22 protein-coding genes and 1 pseudogene are annotated in these 23683 nt (G+C 43.2%); 20 read left to right on the plus strand and 3 right to left on the minus strand.

Annotation, left to right across the window (positions count from 1 at the left end):
• Positions 1-23 precede the first annotated feature (23 nt).
• Positions 24-515, plus strand: a pseudogene (locus tag ACLIN2_RS31680) (arsinothricin resistance N-acetyltransferase ArsN1 family A).
• A 500-nt stretch (positions 516-1015) separates the two neighbouring features.
• Positions 1016-1540, plus strand: coding sequence for a GNAT family N-acetyltransferase (locus ACLIN2_RS31685; protein ID WP_141295544.1), 525 nt, complete (start codon positions 1016-1018; stop codon positions 1538-1540).
• 166 nt (positions 1541-1706) lie between these two features.
• On the opposite strand, the gene ACLIN2_RS31690 is transcribed toward ACLIN2_RS31685, so the two are convergent.
• From ACLIN2_RS31690 to ACLIN2_RS31700, 3 genes are all read right to left on the minus strand, one after another.
• Positions 1707-1925: a hypothetical protein gene (locus ACLIN2_RS31690; protein WP_141295541.1), complete on the minus strand. Its 219-nt coding sequence runs from the start codon at positions 1923-1925 to the stop codon at positions 1707-1709.
• 429 nt (positions 1926-2354) lie between these two features.
• Entirely contained in the window at positions 2355-3608 is a 1254-nt protein-coding gene (locus tag ACLIN2_RS31695; RefSeq protein WP_411504698.1) for a M20/M25/M40 family metallo-hydrolase, read from the minus strand.
• A 319-nt stretch (positions 3609-3927) separates the two neighbouring features.
• A complete protein-coding gene (locus ACLIN2_RS31700; protein WP_373863328.1) occupies positions 3928-4257 on the minus strand; it encodes an ArsR/SmtB family transcription factor in 330 nt (109 codons plus the stop codon).
• 668 nt (positions 4258-4925) lie between these two features.
• Here ACLIN2_RS31700 and ACLIN2_RS31705 point away from each other — a divergent pair.
• The 18 genes from ACLIN2_RS31705 to ACLIN2_RS31790 all read left to right on the plus strand — a co-directional run bounded on the left by ACLIN2_RS31705 (position 4926) and on the right by ACLIN2_RS31790 (position 23638).
• Complete coding sequence (locus ACLIN2_RS31705; protein ID WP_141295535.1) at positions 4926-5825, plus strand: SAF domain-containing protein; 900 nt, start codon at positions 4926-4928, stop codon at positions 5823-5825.
• A 26-nt stretch (positions 5826-5851) separates the two neighbouring features.
• Positions 5852-7087 (plus strand): hypothetical protein, encoded by a 1236-nt coding sequence (locus ACLIN2_RS31710; protein WP_411504699.1) that lies wholly within the window; start codon positions 5852-5854, stop codon positions 7085-7087.
• Positions 7088-7114: 27 nt separating this feature from the next.
• A complete protein-coding gene (locus ACLIN2_RS31715; protein ID WP_411504700.1) occupies positions 7115-8464 on the plus strand; it encodes an ATPase, T2SS/T4P/T4SS family in 1350 nt (449 codons plus the stop codon).
• A 2-nt stretch (positions 8465-8466) separates the two neighbouring features.
• On the plus strand, positions 8467-9447 hold the full coding sequence (locus ACLIN2_RS31720) for a hypothetical protein (protein WP_411504701.1): 981 nt from the start codon (positions 8467-8469) through the stop codon (positions 9445-9447).
• The gene (locus tag ACLIN2_RS31725; RefSeq protein ID WP_141295524.1) at positions 9447-10400 is read left to right on the plus strand and encodes a hypothetical protein; all 954 of its coding nucleotides are present in this window, start codon (positions 9447-9449) and stop codon (positions 10398-10400) included. The genes ACLIN2_RS31720 and ACLIN2_RS31725 overlap by 1 nt, the downstream gene beginning before the upstream one ends.
• Positions 10401-10460: 60 nt before the next feature.
• A complete protein-coding gene (locus tag ACLIN2_RS31730; protein ID WP_170184427.1) occupies positions 10461-10631 on the plus strand; it encodes a hypothetical protein in 171 nt (56 codons plus the stop codon).
• Between the two features lie 33 nt (positions 10632-10664).
• Positions 10665-10877 carry a hypothetical protein gene (locus ACLIN2_RS31735; protein ID WP_141295521.1) on the plus strand — a complete coding sequence of 71 codons (213 nt, stop codon included), beginning with the start codon at positions 10665-10667 and terminating at the stop codon, positions 10875-10877.
• Positions 10878-11189: 312 nt separating this feature from the next.
• Positions 11190-12341 carry an RNA-guided endonuclease InsQ/TnpB family protein gene (locus ACLIN2_RS31740; protein ID WP_411504702.1) on the plus strand — a complete coding sequence of 384 codons (1152 nt, stop codon included), beginning with the start codon at positions 11190-11192 and terminating at the stop codon, positions 12339-12341.
• 156 nt (positions 12342-12497) lie between these two features.
• Entirely contained in the window at positions 12498-12929 is a 432-nt protein-coding gene (locus tag ACLIN2_RS31745; RefSeq protein ID WP_141295515.1) for a hypothetical protein, read from the plus strand.
• A gap of 195 nt (positions 12930-13124) precedes the next feature.
• Positions 13125-13544 (plus strand): hypothetical protein, encoded by a 420-nt coding sequence (locus ACLIN2_RS31750; RefSeq protein WP_411504703.1) that lies wholly within the window; start codon positions 13125-13127, stop codon positions 13542-13544.
• A gap of 12 nt (positions 13545-13556) precedes the next feature.
• Positions 13557-14141 (plus strand): hypothetical protein, encoded by a 585-nt coding sequence (locus ACLIN2_RS31755; RefSeq protein ID WP_141295509.1) that lies wholly within the window; start codon positions 13557-13559, stop codon positions 14139-14141.
• Positions 14142-14485: 344 nt separating this feature from the next.
• On the plus strand, positions 14486-15109 hold the full coding sequence (locus ACLIN2_RS31760) for a hypothetical protein (protein WP_141295506.1): 624 nt from the start codon (positions 14486-14488) through the stop codon (positions 15107-15109).
• A complete protein-coding gene (locus ACLIN2_RS31765; RefSeq protein ID WP_141295503.1) occupies positions 15093-15959 on the plus strand; it encodes an S-layer homology domain-containing protein in 867 nt (288 codons plus the stop codon). Before ACLIN2_RS31760 ends, ACLIN2_RS31765 begins: the two co-directional genes overlap by 17 nt.
• Before the next feature lie 30 nt (positions 15960-15989).
• Positions 15990-20726, plus strand: a complete 4737-nt coding sequence (locus ACLIN2_RS31770) for a hypothetical protein (protein WP_411504704.1) — start codon at positions 15990-15992, stop codon at positions 20724-20726.
• 184 nt (positions 20727-20910) lie between these two features.
• Entirely contained in the window at positions 20911-21501 is a 591-nt protein-coding gene (locus tag ACLIN2_RS31775) for a hypothetical protein (protein ID WP_411504705.1), read from the plus strand.
• Positions 21502-21959: 458 nt separating this feature from the next.
• Positions 21960-22145, plus strand: coding sequence for a hypothetical protein (locus ACLIN2_RS31780; protein WP_411504706.1), 186 nt, complete (start codon positions 21960-21962; stop codon positions 22143-22145).
• Positions 22142-22729, plus strand: a complete 588-nt coding sequence (locus ACLIN2_RS31785) for a hypothetical protein (protein WP_411504707.1) — start codon at positions 22142-22144, stop codon at positions 22727-22729. The genes ACLIN2_RS31780 and ACLIN2_RS31785 overlap by 4 nt, the downstream gene beginning before the upstream one ends.
• Before the next feature lie 3 nt (positions 22730-22732).
• Complete coding sequence (locus tag ACLIN2_RS31790; protein WP_411504708.1) at positions 22733-23638, plus strand: hypothetical protein; 906 nt, start codon at positions 22733-22735, stop codon at positions 23636-23638.
• The last annotated feature ends 45 nt before the right edge of the window (positions 23639-23683 follow it).

A 23683-nucleotide genomic window follows, 5' to 3' on the forward strand; every position in this document is an offset into this window, starting at 1 on the left:
ATTAATTGTAAAGGGGAATTGCTATGAACCTTTCTATTCGAAAAGCAAGGGAAGAAGACCTTGAGTCTATCTTAGCGATATACAATCAAGGTATTGCAGATCGAATTGCTACTCTAGAATCTGAAGAGAAGGATTACAGCTACATCCAAAGGTGGTTTGATGAACATCAGGGGCGATAAGCTGTACTAGTCGCAGTTTTGGAAGAAGAAATCATTGGATGGGCATCCCTCAATCGCTACTCTCAACGAAGCGCTTATGATGGCGTTGCGGATTTATCCATTTATATCGACCGAACTTATAGAGGAAAAGGCGTCGGAAAGGTTCTTTTAGAGAAGCTTGAGGAGATTGCTCGATCCCAGCAATTTTACAAAATTCTATTGTTCACTTTCCCTTTTAATGGTCTAGGGCAGGGATTATATAAGAAAAGTGGGTATCGAGAAGTGGGGGTTTTTCAGAACCAGGGCATTTTAGATGGGAATTTTGTTGATGTGATGGCAATGGAGAAAATTCTCTAAGGAGCGTGGAGATTATGAAAGTAAACCGAGGAAGTGTTCTAAGTAAGGAGTATTTTCTCGCTTACATTAAGCATGTTATGTTGGTTTTTCAATGTGATGCCGAAGAGGCTAAATTGAAAACACTAGAACGGCTTTTTCGTGGTGACTTGGATGCTTATGGAGTAGAGACACATAAAAACTTCGTAAGTGCTTATCACGAGCTGACATTGTCATCATGCTGCAGGGTTTAGATTATCTTTTGCCGTTTGTATTAGTGGCAGCCTTTACTTATTCCTAGGCTCTGTTAAAGTAGAGTGTTGATAAAACGACAAACACAAATGAATGTGCCAAAAATAGATAATATTATTTTCAGTGACTTAAATTCTCAGATAAGTTAAGTCCCACACGAAAAGTGCGAAAGCTTTTCATTGGCAGAAACGTTATGTTGACCCTTGTGAACAAATTTTCAGTATAATACATTAAGAGGAAAATGTTGTAATTATCATGTTAGGGAGGAACCAATGGTTGAAAATGTCCAATTAGTGAAACCCACGGTAAATTTGAGAAATGAATATTTAGATTTCTATCAGGAATGGAAAGATAGTGGAGAAGACATGGTTCCATGGGTTATAAGTAAAGACCCGTCGGATTTCCAAGGAATGGTTCAGTTCTTGTTGAATAATGAGAAAGGCGAAAACTTACCTGAAAATTGGGTTCCAGATTCTACTTTTTGGTTAGTCACAGATAATAATAGAGTAGTCGGTGCAGTAAACATCAGACATGGGCTTTCAGAAAAACTATTTAATTGTGGCGGTCATGTTGGTTACGGTATCCGTCCCTCTGAAAGAAGAAAAGGCTATGCCACCAAGCTTTTAGCCTTAGCTTTGGAAAAAACTAAAGAATTGGGCATTAATAAAGTTCTTGTTGTATGCGACCAGAGCAATTTAGCGTCTGAAAGAACAATTATAAAAAACGGTGGGAAACAAGATGCAAGTTTCACTGAAGAAAATGGTAAGGTTGTCAAAAGGTTCTGGATAGAAAATTGACTTTGAGCTGAAAAGGGTAGCATTTAATGCTGCCCTTTAATATTTTTTGAAAATCAACATTTATATTTAACAGAGCCTATTCCTAAAAAACAAATGAAATAACGAGTGTATTTAACTTGAGAGTGGACGGTAAAGTGTTGCCATGTAAGGAATGCAAGTTAGAATATTAGCTGGGATAACGTTGACCGTGGCTGCCAAATAACTCGCGGACACCTTGATATACGCGGACATTCAAATCCGGAAAGACGAACGCCACTTCTCCAGGGGGAAGTTGAAGACGATCAGATGGTTGCTCTATTAAGAATGGTACTTCCATGATTTCAAGTGCGATTTTTAAATAGCTGATATCTGGCCAGGAGACAGAGTAGTAAAAAGTTTTTTCCATAATGTTTGCGCGCTCCTTCCTCTCATGCATTGTACCAGAAGGAAAGGAGTCAAAAAAGTTGCTCACTCAAGCTTGGATCTTTAAAAATAGCGAAAAATGGGCAGCTTATATGCTGCCCATAAACATTGAAAAATCATTTATCACTGTATTCAGCAGTTATTAGCAGAACAGAGAACAGAGTTAGTAAAGTATAGTTATCACCGAAAAATCCACCTGTGCCCATTATCCGCAGCAAGAAGAACTGTTTGCTTTCGTTTCTGTTGTGCAACATGAAGGGGTGCTTTCATTCGTCGTGGATCCACAACATGAATCAACATCCTTTGTTTGGCTGGTTACTTCTATCTTAGTTTCGATTTCGCAGCAGGAACCTTGCCCTTTTTCAGAGTCGACATTCACATGTTTTTTAATAAAATTTGTCATACGATCCTCCTAAATGTTTTTATTTTCTTGATCCCAGAAGTGAGGGGAGTCAACGAGTTTATTCACAAGTTCACAAACAATCGCATAGCCTTTTTCAATTGGTTTCAGATGGAGATTGTCTGGGCTGTCATTTACTGTGTGAATGCTGGTCGACTCAGGTAAAGTAGGTTTCTGACCCAACCCAATTGTAGGAATTCCTTTTTGAATAAATGCTACAGAGTCATCTCCGCCTGCCAACCACCGAACATCAACCCCATGATTTTTGATCACACTAGAAGCTAGTTCGGTTAGCCAGTCTCCAGAAGCTTGATGACCGATTCGAAGTGCATGAAGTTCTGTCTCAAACCCTAAACAATCAAGATTTACAACTGCAGTTAATGGCATCGGTGGGTTCGAGGCAAACTGCTTTGATCCCCACAATCCCGATTCTTCACCAGTTAAAAAGGCTACTAAGACGTTAAAGGGAAGGGCGTATTCACGCTTAGCAAGCAATCTGGCAACTTCAAGTATGACAGCAACACCAGATGCATTATCAATTGTTCCGGGGAATCGAAGACCATCGGGGTCATCACCAAGGTGGTCGTAATGGGCACATAATAATAAGGTGCGATTCTGATTGATTCCTGGAAGAAATCCCATGACATTCTGGCAAGCAAGTACATTTATTTCTAAAGGTAGTTCGAGATGTACCTTCAAACCAGGGTGATCTGCTACAGCCTTTGCGATTGAACGGCGCAAACGAATAACTGGAATTCTGCTTTGGGTGGAGCCAAACACTGTTTTATGAAACCAATTGGGTTCTCCTGATTCGATTAGGAGAGCAGCTACACCAAGATCGGCAGCAGACTGAATGGTACTTCCAAGGTCAAAATCGGGAGGTAATTCTGGAATCACCACAATCTTCCCAGCCAATTGATCGGGGGAGAGATCATCACCATCTCTGACAGTAACTAAAGGTCCTTTACAAATACCTCCTGAAGAAAAGGGAGACATCTCCGAGAAATCTATTCGATGCTGTAAGACATGATCGCCAATTTTTAAGTGTGCTGGACCTACTAATCGAGCTGCCGGGACATTGACCGAACTAAAGTATTCCCTTTCTCCTGCCGGTGATAAACCAGCCTGGAGTAAGGATTCGGACAGAAAGGCGGCTGCCTTCCGGGCCCCTACTGTACCAGACAACCTGCCGGATAAATCAGGGCTGCTAAGGTACAAGATATCCTGGTAAATTCGGGCTACGTTCCTTTTTGCAAATTGAACCATGGATTGAGCTTCTCCTCTCTAGGGGATCGGAAATTAATAGCTCCATTTAATAGTTAAGTGGCCTTTAGCAAGTAGTGCAGTTAGCGCTCTGGACTTGCACTACAGGTAGCTTGCAGCAAGAAATAGAAGGAAGGAGAGAATTTTTAGTGTCTTGCTTAATAAACTGCCATCCTTTCCTTGTCACTTGATCAAGCTTTCTTTTCTCCTCGCGATAGATAAGGTCGAAAACTACGTCGTTATTCAGCATGTGAAACATCTCCTTTTATCAAATATATTTGATGTAAACATCAAAAAAAATTGATGAATTCATGAAAAAAATTTAGCAACAGTTGTTGTTTGTACGAAAGAGACAGCAAAGTTCAGCTGATAACAGATGGTTGACCTCTTTATGATTCAATTCGTAGTAGTTCATCGTTGCATCTGTTTCTTTTATCAAGAGATTCGCATCAAGAAGTATTTTGAGATGATAGGAGAGTTTGGATTGTGCCATACCCATTAGATCGGCAAGATCACAAACACAAACCTTTCCACGCTGTGTTAATTCATACATGATTTGAAGTCTTTTCTTATCAGCCAACGCTTTAAACTTTGCCTCGTACGTCTCAAAGGTGCTACCCATTTGGTCTAAGATGATCGGTAGTTCGTTCATATTTGCATCCCTTCATCAAAATTCCTTGATGATGTTACTATACTCCTCATTTTTCCAAAATGCAACAGGAATATCAAGATTTTTTGATAAATAATCGAATAACTCTTTATTTAAGCTATGCGTGATTTAGGAAAGCTTTGCTTTGTAAAGGTGACTGACCTCTTATCCATTACACGCGACAGAATGTATCTTCTGTGACGTGTGTTGCGGCAAAATATAGGAATAAGTCCGTCGTTGAGGTAGGATAAGTTAGAAAATTCACGTCACGAAAGTATCTGGTAACTGAATTATTACAATGATGAGTTCCCATATATTTTGAGATGCCATAGACGTCATTTTATTAACGGTCATTAATAAAACACCTCACGGAAGTTATTTTAATTACGATCCAGACGACGACAGTTCAGTTTGTTTAGTAGGTATGGAAATATTTCGTTATTTTTGCTTGCTGTCGGGAATTGGAAATGCTACAATTCATTTTGAACAAAAGTCACGTATTATAGGAAAAAAGACTACTAATGTCGCCTGGACATCCCAAGCGTACCTCTCAACTACCTATGGTTAGGTAGTTGAGAGGTGCGCTTTTATTTTTTTCTAAGACAATTTAACAGCAAACTGATCTCAGCGATATGTACATAAAAGCTTAAAAGCAAAAGGAGGCAATGAGAGTGAATGTTAACAAGAAGAAGATGATGGGGCTTGCAGCCTTGTCGTTAATATGTGCCAGTGTTGCAGCAAATCTCTTGTTTACAAAATCCGAGAGTTTGTTTCGCCAAAACAACTACGAGGAAATCTTGGCAATCCGACCTGGTAAGGTACTGAATCAATACACACCCATTGTAGAAACAGACTTGGAGATCAAGCGAGTAGAAAAATCTGCCCTCGTTGATGGCATGATCAGCGGAAGTAATTTGCCCAAAGTGATTGGGAAGATGGCATGGGTTCCGATTGCAAACGGGGAACCGCTTCTGGACTGGAAAATCATCGACGGTAAGAAGTTGCTTCCTACATTGGACCAGACACGTTACGAGATTCCCATTACGGAGTTCACCCCGATGACGGAAATCCGTAAAGGGGACTATGTGAAAGTATGGGTTCGATACTCGGCTAAGAAACAAGAGCAAATGATCGAACAACTTGGCGTACCGATTGAGTTTAAGCAAACGCCAGGCGCAGCTTCTGACTTCCTATTTACGAGTCAAGTAGCAGGTGTGAAAGGCTCACAAGGGGAGGAGATTTTCAGCTTACAAGCGCCAGCAGCACAAGCAACCCAAGCGGTTGGTGAGTTTATCGATAACAAACCGGAAACTTCCTCAGATACACAAAGAAGGCTGCAACAGACATATCGTGGGGCTCCTTCCGCAATTCCAAGCAGACTGCTATTTAACTGGTCAGATCAGCAGTACAAGATTTTCGTGGAAGCACTCAAGTACGGGGACGTGCAAGTTGGTGTGTATATGCCTCAACCCAACAAAATCTCGGTCGACAAGAGAGGGAAAGTAATCACTGCTGATAACCCTCAAGGTACTTCCAGTAATCAATCGCAAGCAACAGCGATTAATAAGTAAATCACTAACGGAAAGGAGACGTTTCCATGATCGCATTGGTATTATCATCTCGCCCGCTACAAGCACCACAATATCTCCCTGAAACGATTTCTTTTCAGAACCAAGCGCCTGAGAAAGTTGACCCGATGAATGTAACCTCCTACGAGCAGTTGGTTCAAAAGCTGAAGGGATACGAACCAAAGATGATTCTGGTATTAAATTCGGACTTAACCGAATCTGCTTACAAGTGGATTCCTGAAGTCATGAGCTACCTTACGAAGGGGGATCAAACCCTGTTCATTTTGCCGAAGTCTGAAATGGACTACTACCATCTCCAAATCGTAATTGGAGAATTGGTGAAAGAAATCCAGTGGACAGGACAGATTCGATTGCTGGGAGCCAACCTTACCTTCCAAGAAGTGGCCGATCAGTTGTCCGGAAAAGAGCGGGATCAGAAAAAGGGTGAATCTGTACCAAACGCTCCAGACGAAATGGATGAGCTGTCCATTCTCCTCGGCGCTACGCAAAGGGACGAGGGACGAAAAGGCCATGTAGTGACCTTAACAGGGCCGGGATCCTCGGGACAAACGACGCTGGCTTTATACCATGTGCCTTTTCTTGCAGAGCTGAATCCCGACAAAGAATTCCTTATGGTCGATATTAATGACGACAAAAAGGATTTGGTGGCAGCAACCGACTCTCAAAACTATCGTCTTCATTACTTCAAGCCAGCGTTCCAGAAAAAGAGCTTGGAAGAAATCGAAATGAAGTACCACGTGCCTTATAAAAAGTTGCCGAATCTGAAAGTGATATCCGCTGTACAAGACCAGCATCAATGGTCCCCTAACGAGATAGTCATGTTCCTGGAAAAAGTGCGTAATGAGTTTGACATGATCTTCTTCGATATGGGAGAGTTGGTCCTCACTCAAAATGCAAAGATTCGCCTCATGATGGAATCGAATGAAGTCATCGTAATTGTACGACCGGATAGCTTTTCATTAAATCGGACCCTTCGTTATATGAACGTGCTGGAAAAGCTGAAATCAAAAGTACTCATCTCGCATTATGATGCGAATTATGCTTCGAAAAGCGAGATTGAGAAGTATCTGGGCCTTCCTATCTTTGGGGTGATGCCGTACGAGCGGGGGATCATTCCTAAGCAAACAACCACAGATTTACTTCAACCCTCGAAACAAATGCAGAAGGCATTTGCAGAGTACAAGTGGGAAATGGACGTGAAAGTATCACAGAAGAAAAAGAAGCTTTGGATCGCTTCTTTTTAAGGAAACAGTGAGAGGAGGTAGCAAACCATGAGTCGGCTTTCTTTAGCAGAGGTAACCGAGTTCGTAACCAATTACTACAAAGAGATGAATGAGATTACGGACGAAAATCAAAAAAGTCTGATTCGGGATTGGATCATTAAGATTCAAAAAGAAGACGATAATGTGGCCAAGCAGAACCTAATCTCTGACCTGGATACGGTGTTACAGAAGAAGAACATCGTTCTAGGGGACGAACATGAGATTTATCCAAACGTTCCCCCTGTAGAAGGAATCGTATTCCGAATTTATGGATTGGGCGTGTATGACGCGATTATCCACCAATCCCCAACCATTGAATCCGTTTGGCTGTCTGCTGGTCAAATTGCTAGGTATGTGGAAAGTGGATTAACGAAGGATTACTTCGGTTACGTTCCGGATGATGCAGAGATGCTAGCCATTCAATCCCGCTTAGAGGAAATCTGCGGGAAGCCACACAATAAGTCTGAGCCCATTCTTCGTGGTTTCATCGAGTCGACGGAGACTCGGATTCAATCCTACATGCCACCCCGCTCCTATAGCCGGTCACTTCGAACGAGAAGATTTGTAACACCATCCTTCTCCTTGGATGATATCCGAATGGATGAAAGAGCAAGGGAGTTCTCCAAGCAAGCTGTATACGGGCGGTTAAATATCTGCATTGGTGGAGGGCAGGGAGTAGGGAAAACGACGAGACAGATCAGCTTATTGGTCCTAAAGGATCCCAATACCGAGAACATCACGATTTATGAAACGGAACATGAGATGCGGTTCCAGAAAAAGTGGAAAGGCACAGTAGTGGAACTACAAGATATTCATGATCAAGGATTCTCCGCGGTTCAACGTGACGTGTTCCGAAATGGGTCACATACCATCGTTTTTGCGGAGCCACGGGAGGGGATCGAAGCCCATTACGCATTAACTAGTTGTGGACGAGGAACAGACCAAACAGTGATGACCATTCACTTACGGGTACCTGATCTGGATAATCCTGTTGCAGCTGTTCGTGAGTTTGCCACTTTGGTGAATGACTATCGTAAAACGAACATCATCGATGTTTATCGTAATATCGCATCTGGGATCGATTTGTTTTGGATCTTAGAGAACATCAAAGGCAATCGCGTCGATTATTCCATCTTCGTTCCAGAAATTATGGAAGGCCATCTGTCTCAACGTGGTGATTATATTCCACCAGAACCACGAGCGCGGGTCCTTGCCAAGTACGATCCAGTAGAGAAGCAACTGGCTTGGACTGGGAACATGCTGCCTGATCAAATGGTCCACTACATGACAAATAAGGGGACGGCCGACCTGGAAGTATTACGAGAGCTGAAGCTAACGGATTTGAAAAGGGAGGTCTAAGCATGTTCCAGTCCTTTCTTTCCAACTTCAGTTTCGGCGCAATTTTCTTTAGTCTGACCATCACATTACTCTTTGCGAGCTTCATGTTCTTCATCTTGATGCTGGGTAGCTCCCGGTTGTCTAAAGAAAATCGAACCAAGGCCATGTATGATACGCTCCGGGCAAATAGCTTGCGCAAAATTAAGCGATATCAGAAAGAATGGAAGATCGAGTGGTTTGATGCGATGGAGATGTGGCTCATGGTTATCGGCAATGGGTACAAGCCAAAATATGATCCCTACGCGTTTCTCGTAACCTCGACGGGGTTTGGTGTGTTTGTATTCATCTATGTACTGAAGGTAACATTGACCTTCCTCTTAGCAATGGCATGTGGAATAGTGGGATTTCTTTTACCGATCCTTCTCGTTTACGTGAAATTTCTAAGTGTGGCTTCGGCCACCCGGAAGGTGTTCCTTCCTTTCGTTGATGCCTATACACAAACATACCTTGACTATGATCGGGTGGTTACCCTCGCTTTCAAGGAATTAGGGAACCGTTGCCCGGAAGAAATGCGTTCGGTGATCAATTACATCAACCTTTGTATCGCGGACTCGACGGTACCATTCGAGAAATCGATTCTCAAATTTGCAGAGATCCTTAACTTTGGGTGGGCGCACGATTTTGTTTCGATCGTGATCAGTGGTAAGAACGGGGAGTACAAGAGCATTGAAGGTGCTCTGAACAACCTTTCGATTTCGCTTTGGGCAGCAAAATCGGTTGACTTGGATCGCAACGCCATCATAAAAGTCGTATTTCTCATCATGACCGTTCTCACGGTGGTGGCATTTTTCCTTATGCAACTGAACATGGAATTTCTCACTGAAGCGAAGCAAATGTACTTCGCAACGCCAGAGGGGATTAACATGCTGACCATCAGCGTACTAATTTTGGTCGTTTCCTTCCTAGGCGCACTCATTTGGTCGAAGAGGGGGAATCGGTTGTAATGGATGCCATACTTGACTTCTTTTCGAATGCACCACTTGCGTTTAGGGTTCTTTCCGGAACTGATGATGGAGGTCTGCTTATTCGTCTCGGAATCATTACGGTCTTGGCCGTTCCGATTGCCCTGTTTATCCTTGCCATCACCTATTTGTTTACCAGCAGGCTGGATAAGCCTCAACCAACGAAAAAACAGCGAGTGGATACACTCCGTAAGACTGTGAATCAAGTCGGAAGCAAGATTGAAAAGGTTGGGTTGAGTAAGTCAAAGAAATACGCTCAGTTTGAGCGATTGGTCAAGCTAGCTGATTATCCTTGGGGATTATCTGCGAGGGAATGGTTTGTGCTCTTGATCGCCGTGGGAGTCTTGGTGTCCTTGATCGTGATCCTTCAGTTTTTCTTTGATGTCATGGTTCGGAAAACGAATTCATTCCCTTTGTTTACCTTTATGGTCTCGCCATTTGCGGCAGTGGGTGTACTACTGCTTCATATCAGATCGAAAGCAAAGAAACGGGAATCCGTCATTCAGTATGACTTCATGCGAGCCTTTAATCGGCTAGGTGACCTGAACAAGGAAACTTCCCATCGTATGCTGGAGATCTCTCTTGCTGGTACCCGAATCTTAAAGAACTATACGCCCCGGGTGGATTTGTTCAAACATAATCCGGTTGCTGCGATGGAGGAGTTTGCTTCCCGAGTTGGCACAGATGAAGCCATCTTGTTTAAAAATACGCTCCTTTACATCATGAACAACCCTGAGAACAAGGAGAGTCAAATCACACGGGCCGAGATAGGTATTCAAAAGGCTCGCTCAGCGGATGAACAAAAAGAATTGAAGAAACTCGAAGTCGGCTTTAACTCGTTCATTCTCGGGCCGTTTTCGATTTGCATCGGGGTTCTCTGTTTGCCTTGGTATCAATTCTTAAAACAGGAACTTGGTAAGTTAATTGGGTGGTAAATCCCCCACGCTTCGAAAGGGGTGATGCTCACATCACTTGTTCCATTAAGGAGGGAAAAGATGTTTGACTCGACTCTGGGGAAGTTAGTGATCTGTGTCTTCATGCTCATGTTTCTCACCTATGTGTTCACTGACCTTACCCCTTCCATCGCTGGGGATCCTAATGATGCAAACAGGGCCAGCTTAAAAAAAGAAGTAACGGATACCATGTGGAGCATTGTTCCTCAGTAAACTAATCATCCAATTCAAGGGAGGAAATACACGATGTTTGATAGTACTTTTGGAAAGCTTGTTGGTCTTGTGCTGGGTCTAATCTTTACCGTTTGGGTAATCGCTGAAGGGGTTTCCGTAGGTGGTTCTGAACTTGGCCAAAAAACTGCTGTTCAATTTTCCACGATCGCAGCTGATCCCATGAACGGTACAGCGGATGTACCTGAAATGCAATCAGGTAGCTCCTCTGTAAACATCATTAAGTAATGAAGGCATTACTCTGTACGCTCCTTTTATCCATCTTTGTAATCGTGATGGTAGGTGCCATTCAAAACTTAACCAGTTACAAAGATATAGGAGCAGCGCATGATGCAAGGAAAGCAAGATTTGTCTCGAACAATCTGAACTCAAATCGATAAAGGAGGTATAAGAGTCACGTGGGATGGAATATCGAAGTAGACAACGAATCCTTGTCACCGCGAGAAGAAATGGTACAGGATTTAATCTCCGATCAGCCATCTAGTGCTTTGTCGCAACGATGGAGTGGGGAAATACAAAAAAGTTTAAGAATGATCCAACATGTTAAAAGCCTTTAAAACCGAGATCAAACCGACGTACGAGCAAAAACGAAAAATCAATCGGACATTTGGAGTATGTCGCTATTTGTACAACTTGTTCATCGTGACGAATATGAGACGGCACGAAAAGGGAATATCGTTTCAGAATGCAAATGAGTTCGACAAATGGGTAAATAACGATTATTCACTTGATCATCCGTGGATCAAGGATGTGTCCTCTAAAGCCCGTAAGAAAGCCATAGTTAATGCAGAAACGGCATTTAAACGTTTTTTCAAGGGAGAAAGCGGATTCCCTCGTTTCAAGAAGAAACGGGACCAAAACACCGGTTTTTACGCGCCAAAGAACAATACTGGAGACTGGACTGTAGAACGCCATCGGATCAAAATCCCGACGCTCGGATGGGTACGTATCAAAGAGTTCGGCTACATCCCTCTGGATGCTAGAGTAACGGGCGGAAGCGTGACACAGAAGGCGGATCGATATTACGTCAGTGTGACAATTGAGCAGGAAGAAATAGAACCCGAAATACCTACAGGCACTGGCATCGGTATCGACTTAGGGTTGAAGGAATTTGCGGTCGTCTCCAGTGGAAAAACATTTTTCAATATCAACAAGACTGCCGCCATTAAACGTATAGAGAAAAAATTGAAACGACAACAGCGGTCACTGTCGAGGAAATATGAATCTAAAAAGAAAGGTGGAGAATCTTCTACTGGAACGTACCGCAATATAGCCAAGAACGTGCTCAGAGTGCAAAAGTTGCAAGTGAGACTTGCCCGCATAAGGTCCGCATATCGTGCCTATGTCGTACGAGAGCTGGCGAAAACCAAGCCGGCGTTTATTACGATCGAAAAACTTAATGTTAAAGGCATGATGAAAAATCGTCACTTGAGCAAAGCGATTGCCAATCAGGGATTCTATGATTTCAAGATGAAGCTACTAAACGTTTGCAAAAAGATCGGAGCAGAGCTTCGAGAAGTTGATCACTTTTATCCATCTAGTAAGTTATGTTCTTGTTGCGGATATAAGAAAGAACGACTCCGGTTATCCGAACGAATTTATGTTTGCGAATCCTGTGGTGTATCAATTGATAGAGACTTGAATGCAGCAATCAACCTGAAGCGAGCAAGTGACTATGTAGTTCTTAAATAACAGGAACGCGTTTATGTACCGGTGGCTAGCCGGGAATTTACGCCTGTGGAGTGCTATAGCAAACCGTAGTAGGCTATGGCCGAGGCGGGGCACGTCGAAGCAGGAACACTCTGAACATGAACGTTTGTCTATGTTTCCAGTAGCAGACTGTATAGAATGTCCGAATACTCATCTAGCCTTCTCTCTCTATTAACCTTTGTAATTCTCTTTACGCTGTCGGCAATTACATTTGTGTATGAAGAGGAGCAGGCTGCTGTCAGAACTGTTCATCTTCAGGTCATCAAAGAGATGGCGGGGGCTGGTTACCTCGACCCCGCCGTCTCTGCGTATTATTCTGATCGACTGAGACAAGAAGGGTTTGATAATTTAATAGGTGCGTTCTTTACCGCTTCCCATACGGATCCTATGAATCGAGCGTTAAAGCCGGTCTACAGTCAAGTCGATCCCCACGTCAACTTTGTTCATTTGGAGACGCGTGTTAAACCAAGTTTCAGTACGGAAATTGTTAATTGGTTACGAACAGGCAATGGAGATTTTCTCTTCCGAAACGATCGAGAAAGCCAGTACATACCCTTTTTGGGAGGTTAATGCTTCTATGAGAGACGGCTTGGCAATCATCGTAATCAGCATTTTTACCCTTGTAATGGGAGTCTACACTTTCCTAGCAGACTCTACGTCCGTTAACCCACAAACTATTTCAATCTTTGACCATTTACTACGCTTTTTGAATACGTGGGGGACATGATTATGTCCCTCAACAATACCCCAAAGGGGGAGTAATACATGAATAACTATCTCGGGACTTTATTATCGATTCTCGTGATGTTTTTGATTTCATCGGGATTTGTACAAGTCCATACGGTAGAGCAAATGAAGCAAGAACTGCGCGAATTGCAAGCAGATGCAGTTAAAAAGGTAGAAGCAGAGGGAAACTTACTTCCAGCCAATACTGGGCCACTCCTTCGAACCTATTTAGCCGATGAAATTGCAAATAAGAACTTTCGACTTGATATTAACAAAATGAACATAACGGTCTCCCGCACAACCGGGATCAGCGATGATGCGTTAACATATAACGATGAGTTTCTTTGCACTCTTACCTATGAAAAACCAAAACTCGTTGCGTTTTTCCAAAACAATAAGAAATTTGTTTTTTCAATGCGCGGGACAATGGAACCGCTACCGTATGATGCTAATCCCTAAGGAGATCGACGTATGCCTAAGATCTTGCTAGCGTTGTTTTTACATTTCGTTTTGATTCTTGCGGGTGTCATGGTGATCGATACCGATGTCACTGCCGGGAAGAAGATGGAGATCGAGCGTTTGATTGACAACTCGAACCATCATGCTTCCTTTGCTTTGGTTGAAGAGTTAAAACGCCAAGGCGTGATTGAGATTGATAAGCCTACCGCATTGGAGCGATTTCATGCCCGTATGAATCAGAATGGAAGCTATACTTGGAATGGGGTGGGTGCCTATATGCCTGGCCCTAAATCCATTACCAAGACAAACGTCTTTGTTGGCTGGAAGTACATTGACTTTCAACAGTGGCATAACACTTACGACCTTACGATGACCATGAACGGGGCATTAATTCAAGAGACCAACTTTACCGATATGGGACCGGGCTCTATCCTTCGTGCATCCTTGATAGTAAACGGAACAACCTACGAGCTGCCTCCAAAGGTAATGACAGGGCCATGTTTAGTTGCGGTTGCTTACGTGGATGATCCTGGTATAAGCCCGCGAGTAGGTAGACAGCTCATTCCGGTCATCAGTGTACAGGAACTACGCTTTTAAACTAACAGATCACGAAAAAACAGTAGATTCTTCCAAATCGGAATGATATAGTTAAAGCGAAGTCATTTCCTTTTGATATGACGACGTGTCTATCAATGTTTGTGGGAGAACCACACTTTTCAGCAAGTTGGCTGGGAGAGAGATGCAGGAGTGCATCTTAAAGAAATGAATATGCGACTGACTGGCAATACCAGCGGATCTAAATCCTTTTCTTTTTAAAGAAAGAGGGGATTTGATCCGCTTTTGTTTTTTTAAGGGCCAGATTTTTTTCGAACCATTATTTGTACACCAGTAATTGTATATGTAGAGTTGTTTAATTATACTAAGAGGAGAGAGGAATCTCGATGTTAACTAGCAAGCGTAACGAACAAGGGACAGGTTTCTTACACAGGTTTAAAGGGAAAATCATTGTAGGGGGATTGGCAGCAGTTTCCATTGTTGGTGCTTTCTTTGGTGGGATCTATGTAAATGAATCTCGGACAAGTGCAGCTCCCCAACAGATTATTATGTCGGACGTCGACTGGGCTAAACAAGAAGGACTTATCACTCAAGAAATCCAGACGTATGAACAACCTCTCCAAGGTGATTTTCTTCGAATGGTTATGACCCAATTTGGCGACATTTCCACCAAAAATGTAGATGTCCCAGAAGTCAAAGACCCGGCTTATAAGGCAGTTTACGAGTCTGCCAAGTTTTATGGTGTGATTCCATGTGGATGCAAGATTCAGCCTATGCGGACGCTCTCGCTGCGTGAGGGTGCAGAGTTCGTAATGTACGCGATTAATAAAAAGACCGGTCAGCATGTAGTAACTGTTCAAGACATTGAATCGTGGGTTGGCGTTAAGGATGGAACAGTTGCACCGCTCAATTACGATTTCGCTGCCAAGTTGCTTCGGAAAATGGATGAAGTCTATGCAAGTAAAAATTACGTAACACGAGGAGGCATTTTAAATGAAAAAACAAGTTAACACGTTGCTGGTGGCTTCTTTGTTGGTAACGGGTATTTCGGTATCTACATTTTCTCCAGCTGCTCATGCACAGGCAGCTGTTGTCGGTGTTAAATCCGATTATCAGAACCACCAATATAAAGATGCCATTGATTACGTGCTGGAAAAACGAGTGATGTGGAAATACGCTGACGGGACGTTCAAGCCTAACACTCAAATGACCCAAGGGCAGCTTTTGACGAGCTTGGTTGCTGTCATGCAACTGAAAGAGAAAGCTCCGGTTGCTCAGCTTCCAGTAGGACATTGGGCGAAGGATGTTTATGAAAAAGCTCATAAAAAGGGAATTCTCGCGGGTATAACCATCGATCCAAATCGTCTTGTGACTAAAGAAGAGGCTGCTCTAATTGTGAACAACGCATGGAAACCATATCGTGGGGGAATCTGGCCAGGGATTACCAACTACCAGCACTTGATTTCTAGAGGTATTCTTCCGAAAGTATGGGGCCAAACACCTGAGAGTCCGTTTCTTCGTGCGGAAGGGGCTCAGGTATTTAAGTTCCTACACATTGAGTACAACGGAATTACGGCTGGTAGAAAGGTAGCAGATCAGTTTCACTACAGTTTGAAAGTAGATAACGGAATGTTAACAGGGATAGTTCCTAACTTAAAGGGTTTTAGGATCTATGGCCTCATCGTTAAAAAGGATGGTACAAGAATTGATCTGAAGGCAGGGATGACTATAAAGACCAAGATACCTGATATTAAACATATGGTGTTTATGGTATTTATTCCTGGCAAAGGTGAAGCTGTAGCAAGTTACGTATACAAAGAATTTCCAAAATTGACGAGGATCAATGACATGATAAGGTAAATTGATACCTCCAAATTGGCGGGGTAGAAAATGAAAATTAATGCCTCAAGGAAAAGAATACTTAACGGATTGTTAAGTATTTGCATAGCTGTTACGGGAGTGGCGTACGTCGCTACTCCTGCACCTGCTGCGGAGTTGAATGGATCTGAGTTGGATTTTCATGTTGGATGGCTAGACAGCAAGGGTAAACCGGTGGATGGTTCGTATGACTTGTCGGATATTACAGGACCATCTCTAACACAAAAAAACATGGCTGTAACCAAAATAGATATGCTAATTGATGACCAGAAGAAGGGAACTGCCTTAAATTTCTCTTGGATGGAAAGTGATTCTGACAATGGGTATATCTTTGGGACACTTTCAGAAGCTGCTGAATGGGCAACAATGTTCAATGGAAATCCAAGTTATGTAAATGGTGGCGGGTCAAACGCTTATGGTCATGAAATTTATAACAAAGGTTCGCTATCTACCCATAGAAACATGAAAAACCTCGCAGAAGTAGCAATTGCTTCTGGAGGTTGGGGAGTTTACGATCATAGCTCCCTATATGACACAGGTGGCGGAAAGTACAGGCGTAAGGCAAAATTCTTTACGACGCCAAGACCGACCCGAGAAGTAAAAACAGACAAAACAACGTACCAACCAAATGAAACTGTAAAAATATCCCCATCGGCAACTGACTATTCTAAATACGATAAAGGAATTGAGGTATTAAACCTTTGGGTGATAAATAAGACCACGGGAAGGGGTTATCTTCAGTACAAGGATCAAATGAAGTACTACCCTGATCCAGTTAATGCAGATAAGCCATCTTATACCTGGAATAATGGTGGTGTACCGCTAGAATACAAACCACCAGCAGGCGGTCATGAACCGGGTACATACGAAGTACATCTGCTGATCGTAGACTCAAAGAAACGCTCCAATCGCGAGTCTAGTGATATCCGTGTTGCAACAGATGCAATCGCTACTTTTACAGTCGGTGGCGCAGCACCAGCGGTTTGCGCCAATATCAATGTCCACTTTGGTACAAACGCATCAGCTCCAACTATGTCTCCCGGAGAAACGCAAATTGTCACGAGTGGAGACGCTGTAAAGTTTTTTGCTGAAGCGAATGGAACTGGAGCAAAAGGGGACTGGAAAGTTGAAGGCTATCCTGCTTTTAATGCAAGCAATACTGCTGCATATAGCTTCACTGTTCCGGATGCCCAAGGTCAAACGTTAGTCGTGACCTATTCTCTACCTGGATCATCCGTGTCATGTAAGACGTTCTATCTGAAAGTAAACTCACAAGGAAGTATCCCTTGTCCACCATCAGATTCTTCAAAAGCGGAAAAGATGGATATTATGCATAAGTTGAATTCAGGTAGTTCAGAGGCTACAGAATATTCCCTTCTTACACCGCATGCTACGGCCATTGCAGATGTTAAAGTTAACGCTGAATGGATGAATAGCAAGCAAGAGAAGGTAACCATACAACCTTCCAATGCTGGATCTGGTGCAAGCTGGTACGTTGACGGAGCTCCTGCTAAAGCTAGTGCAGTTTTGTACAATGGCACAGGGCTGGTAATCAGCGACTATGCAACCAGCATCAGTGAGGATGACTCGATGACCTTTAAGGTGGAATATCGAGGAAGTAATGGTAAGGTGTGGTGCTACAATGTCACATTGACTACTGAAAAGAGGACAGGCCCAGTCCAAGCGAGTTGTCCGAAAGTCTACAACATGCATGTGGGTGGAGAACTTTTGTCATCTGGAACCACTATCTATCGCACCCCTGAGACTGCCGAATTTGACTTTCATGTTGTGTACAATACAGGACGAGACGATAACCAGCCGTATTCAGTAGAGTGGGAAGTTGTCTATCCAGATGGAAGTGTACATCCGTGGCCGATCATAGAAGGTGATCGTGGATACGGCCAATATGAAACCGATAACTTTACTTACAAGTCCACATACAATAAAGGACTACCTACGAAGTATCAAGTATGGTTTACAACACCGGGAACGTACAAAATTAGAAACAACCAACACGAAATGATGAAGGAATACGAAGAGGTGGATTGTCCTCCTTGGGTTATTAACATCGTCATTGCCACAAGTCCACCAGTCGCCGGTTGTGAAGGTTTCTCATTAGGTACAGTAACGGTTGATGGTATCCAAAGAACTTTTTCTAGTGGTACTGGTACACCGAGCAATCCGTATATTTTGACGATTTCACCAGGAGAAGAGAACTACACCGAATTCAAAGCGCTATACAACGGTCAGCCATCGGTGAAAGTGTACTGGAGGATGAAGTATAAGCTCGGTGGTTCGGGTGGGGCGGATTATGGAACTGCGTATACCTTTGACGACGATCCGGCTACAGTGCCAGACGGTTATACGGTAACGGTCTCACGGACAAATCCGGACCAAGGAGGCGTGGAGATCTGCTACACAATTAAAGTGGTATGGGGTGATCCTCCGAACGCACTAGACTGCGATAATTTGTATTTGCGAGCTAAGGTAGACGGCGCTTTTGCAAAGAAAGAAGGATCAGGTACCCAATCGGATCCATACAAAATTCGAATGACTGCTGGCTCCGCTCATGATGTTGAATTCTATGCTCTCTTTGACAACGGATCTGGTAATGGAACTACGAAAGGTATTGATTCGGTTAAGTGGGAGCTTGTGGGTAAGAACGGGACTAACACCAGCTCTAGTAACCCATATACGAAGAGATTCAACGATTCATCGGCCACAACATATACACTGAAAGCAACTATCAAGGGTGATGGAATTACGTGTATTAAATACATGGAGATTACGATATCTGAAGCCGGTTGCGATGACATGTATATTCACTACTGGAGTTCAGTTCGTAACAAGTGGTTTTCGGATACAGGTGCTGAAAGTCATGAAAACCCAGGAACGGGAATGACTCATCCACTTACAAGTAGTGAGCCTGTCGACATCAAGATTGCTGTAACCACGACGAACGACGATCCAAGCACAAGCAATCGATTGAAAGTAACATGGACAGCAACAAACAAATTAACGGGTCAGTCCCTCACAAACCAGTCATCAAATCCTAACGAGATGTTTCAGAAAAATGCGTTGCCAGCAGGCACGTACTTCATTAAGGCAAAGGTAACTGATTCTCGCTATCCCGCCCTACTTAATTGTGAGATTTACTTAACGATAACGGTTACGGATACTTCAGGTGGTTGCGATGCAGTTTATCTCCACATCGTAGAAGGGTTCGGAGGCGAATTCAAAGAAACCGTTGTTAAAAGTGGTGCTCAAGTGAGTTATCCATCTGCACCGGATGAGATTACGCTCATTCTGTGGGATTCCCCAGCCCCGATATTAGAAGTATCTGGGGGGTCGTGGATAAGCGCGGATTGGACAGCTCCACCACCGATGGAAAACGTGGTACCAGAAAATATTGGTTTCCGTCCGAAAGATCAATTAAAGGAAGGCAGCTATACCATTAACGCAAAGGTAAATGATCCACAATGGCCAAACGCAAACGGTTGTAACTTCACCGTTACTATTATCATCGGGCAGGACATGCCATCGGAGCCACCACCGTGTACGTCATGCGAGCCCGGAGGCGAGATTCCGGGTGGAAAAATGAACGTAAAGGTTTACGATTCCGACAATCGTTTACTAGTGAGTACTGCGGATGGTACGTGGGAGAAGGAACCAGCTCGTATTGAAGTAGAGATCGATCAAAATCAGATCAACTCTGCCTTTGCACAAGCAGACCAGGAGATTGCCCAAGCGATCGTGGATAAGAAGGCATACTTTGAAGCGAAGTACCCAGCTCCGGATTACGAAAATGTAGTGGTTACAGCGAGTCCTTCTACTTGGAACTCCAAAACAAATTCAATGACGAAGTGGCCGTCTTCGGTACCGATGTCTGTTTCGGGACCAGGAATTGATAAGAACTTCGCACTTAACCCAAAACTGAGTGTCCAAAGTAATATTTATGATGGAACGACCGTACCGACACTCACGACTTGGGCTATGCAGCTCAATTCAGAGGATTATGTTGTGAAAGCTGATTCGTTCCAGATCGATGTACCTTACAAAGTTGATTTTGATGTAAGCTACGAGAAGTGCGAAGAAAAGCCTGACCCAGATGATCCAGATGCACCTCCAACGAAGGAATGTACGCCTGGAACCGACAGGGAAAGCATCCAAAACAGCTTCACAATCAATGTATTGGGTGATGACACACAATTTGAAGTGTACGAGCCTAACGCGAAAGGGATCCTGCTTCACACGCCTGAGTGGGTCGAAAAGCATTCCCGAGATCGTTACAAGGCTAGTACGAACAACTCTTTCTATGCTGGGGAAACGATCCTCACACATGTTATCTTCGAACCACGGCATAAGCATCCGTTTTCAAATCAATATCCGGTTATCCTTTCCGCAACGTCTTGGATGCAAGAAAGAGGCGGGAAGAGTACGGATCTGCGAAACTCTCTCAATCTCGTGAAAGTTGGATTGGAATGGCACGGGCCTCAAATCCAAGTTGCGAAATTAGGATCGCGTGAGGATGGCGTGGATACAATGAAGATGGGGGATGTATGGACAGGATTGCAGCGTGGAAACTACAGCGTGTACTTCCTGCCTCGCTTCAAGTTTGGAGTAGATAAGGGATACCCTATCTATGACAAGACGCAATTGAGGGGACACAATATGGACGATTATAAAGTACCATTGGAGATCCTCGGAAATGCGTACGAATGGCAAGGATACAAAACTCATTACAAATAAGCGATAAAAGTGATAAAGCATAAAATGGCCGATCATGGCATTTTATGCTTTTTTTCTTACGGGGAAAGGTGTTAAATAGCTGATGCCAAGTGAAAAACCCGGGTGTAGTATCAAACGTTGTAAACTAGGAAAGATTAATGTGTCTTAGTAATAGGATAGTAGTAATTGAAGGGGGGAAATTCATTTGGTTCAGAAGTTGCGAAATTTTCTTGGTGTATTTATCTGCTCCAGCATCTTACTCATGGCTCCCATAGGCATATCTTACGCACAGCAACCGGCCCTAGCAAAGACCATCACAGAGAATGATTTGAACAAAATTAAAGTTTATGCAAAAATCGCAGACATGTACAAAAGATTATCTATCTTTCATGAGCAGATAGGGGATATTCATGTATTAATCGGCCACAGTGCCATGGAACTTAGTTATTATCAAGAGAGATATCTTACCAATATTCTGTTACCCGAGACCCTTTTAGAGGGTTTAAACCCCATACATGCCTCAATACAAAAAGATGTAAATAAAATTACTCAAGAGGCTGCTAAATATGGCCTGAATGTATCGAATATGAACGTTTTTATGTCTCAATACTCAAAGGCATTGGTATTAGAGAAAGAAAGTATAAACAAACTGTATGTGCTTTATGCAACGCCTACAGACCAGAATAAGAAAGTATTCTGGGATATTTCAAATAAAGCTTGGGACACTTCATTTAATGCTAAACTGGCAGCTGATAAAAGCTATACAGAGTATCTTAACAAGATACTTCAGTACTGATTCTGAACCTGTATTAACAGAAAGTCTCAATCTGATTAAAAATTATACCCCACATTAAATTTCAAGGGATGCCTAAATAATTTCAAGGCATCCCTTTTTCCTGCTGTAATCCCTCCCTTCATATTATGCTGTTTGGAGGAAACGGTTTAGACGATCTTGGCATAAAGCGCGGAGAGTTAAATTGGCATCAAGTTGAACTATGATACTGATTCATACAAGACCTTTAAGTAAATTGTAAGCTGTTCTCATCTATGAATACAGTCTAGAGCTGCATTCATAGATTCAATTGTTGCGGACTCTAAGTCTCATGTACTATAATAATCTGGAATTCAATAATGATCGGCGGACATCCCGGCGAATCCCTTTTCCTTAACCAAAGGAAAGGGGATTCGCCTTTTTGTTTTTTCAGGCGTCACACGGTTCCGATCAACTACCAAAACGAGAGGGGAACAAATGACATGTCCAAGAAACGAGTCAAGCCAGATCCAATGAATGCAATTATCAAAAGGTTGGAGAGTGTACCCGCAGCGGAATTTGGCACGATATTGCGAGTGGGGATCCAGGATGCACAAATCAAAGAAGACCTGCGCGATCGTAGATATTGGCGCCTAGATGCAAACGGTTCTCTCATTAGGGGGGTATGACTGAACGTATGATACATGCGACTGCAAACGATACGGTCTTCGTTGAAAAACAAAGTTGGCCGGTTGTCATCGGGAATTTGTTGTTAGCTGTCGTGGCGATCACTCAGATGGTCGTTCTACTCTTAAGCAAGGGTTCTGTCGCCTTCCTCTTTGTAGCCTTCGCTTTTCCGGGCTTCTGGTGGTATATCCAACACAAGCACGACATGTCCCTCCTACAGGCGGTTGCGGTTTGCTTAGGTTTCAATCGTGAAATGAAGCGGATTAAGGGCTTCCTCCTAGGAGTATTTGGAGGTTTCTTCATGGGATGGTACTTGATGTGCCAAAATACCCTTCAGTTCTTCCTTCGAATTGGACATGCAGCAAAACAGAAGAAGGAAAAGAAGACTGCTGCTCATTCCGTTACCATTCTGTCTAAAAATAGCACTGCCGACATCGAAGAGAACAATCCCACTGAAGTGGCCGCTCTTAATCACGCGGGCAGTTCGGTAGATAAAACGGACCTACATAGTACTGAGGAGTCAGAAGACGAAGAACTCGTTAGGGAATTGTTGAAGCCGCAACGAGCTGTTCGAAAGGGGAGATAGTCCGTGAAGGTGGCATGGTCTACGAAAGTGAAACGGAGCGTTTTGGCAGCTGATTATGATCAAGCGGAACATGGTATGGTTCAGTGCATTGATGAAAAGTGCCGGGTAAGTGTAATTGTAAATCGCGGAAATAGCGATATTGTACCACATTTCAAAACGACCGGTTATGCTGACTCTCAGCATAAGCCTGAGTGTGGGTTCTTCCAAAAGTTAGACCCAATCGAGGCTCTGGAAAAAGCCAATGAGTATCGCACGATCATGGCCTCTACTCAATTGGATGAGGATGAGTATGTTATTGATCTGAATCTCGGGAGAATTGATCCGGATCGAACGTATTTATCTGATGACGAAAATGAAAAAAAGCCTACAAAGAAAAAGGAAAAACCGGAAGAAGAAGAGGTAGGAGAAGACAACAAGAAAATAACCAAATGTACCTCTCCGAAGTCCATTGTAAAGCTCCTGACCAAACTCACACCGGATGAATTAACGAACATTTACTTCTCCGTGAAGCGGGGACCAAAACGGGTAAAGTTGCCGCTTTCCGAGCTGGTGATAACCCCTGACGTTGCCTACCGGTACGTAACAGAGAATAACGATACTGGGGAGTATTTCGTTCTGGGCAGAGTTAAGCATGTGAACCGGCGTGAAAAGGTGATTTTCATTAACCTGTATCCGGTGAATGGCATTGATTTTACTCTCGTTGTCTTCCAAGCTCACTTCCCCTATTTCACATACACCAATGAGCAGCTGGTTGATAAGCACTGTGTCATCTACGGGAAGCTTCGGAAGAATCAGCAACGTGAAAGCCACGCGGAGATGGTGATTAAATCCAACGATTATATTGCTGCTTTTCGAAAGCGTAAACAAGTGGGGGAGCAAATGGAGCCAACCGATAGGAGTGATGGATGAAAATGAACATTCAAACCAAAAAGGTTTACATGCTCATTGGTTCCA

The organism is Brevibacillus centrosporus, assembly GCF_046622605.1.
Lineage (GTDB): Bacteria > Bacillota > Bacilli > Brevibacillales > Brevibacillaceae > Brevibacillus > Brevibacillus centrosporus.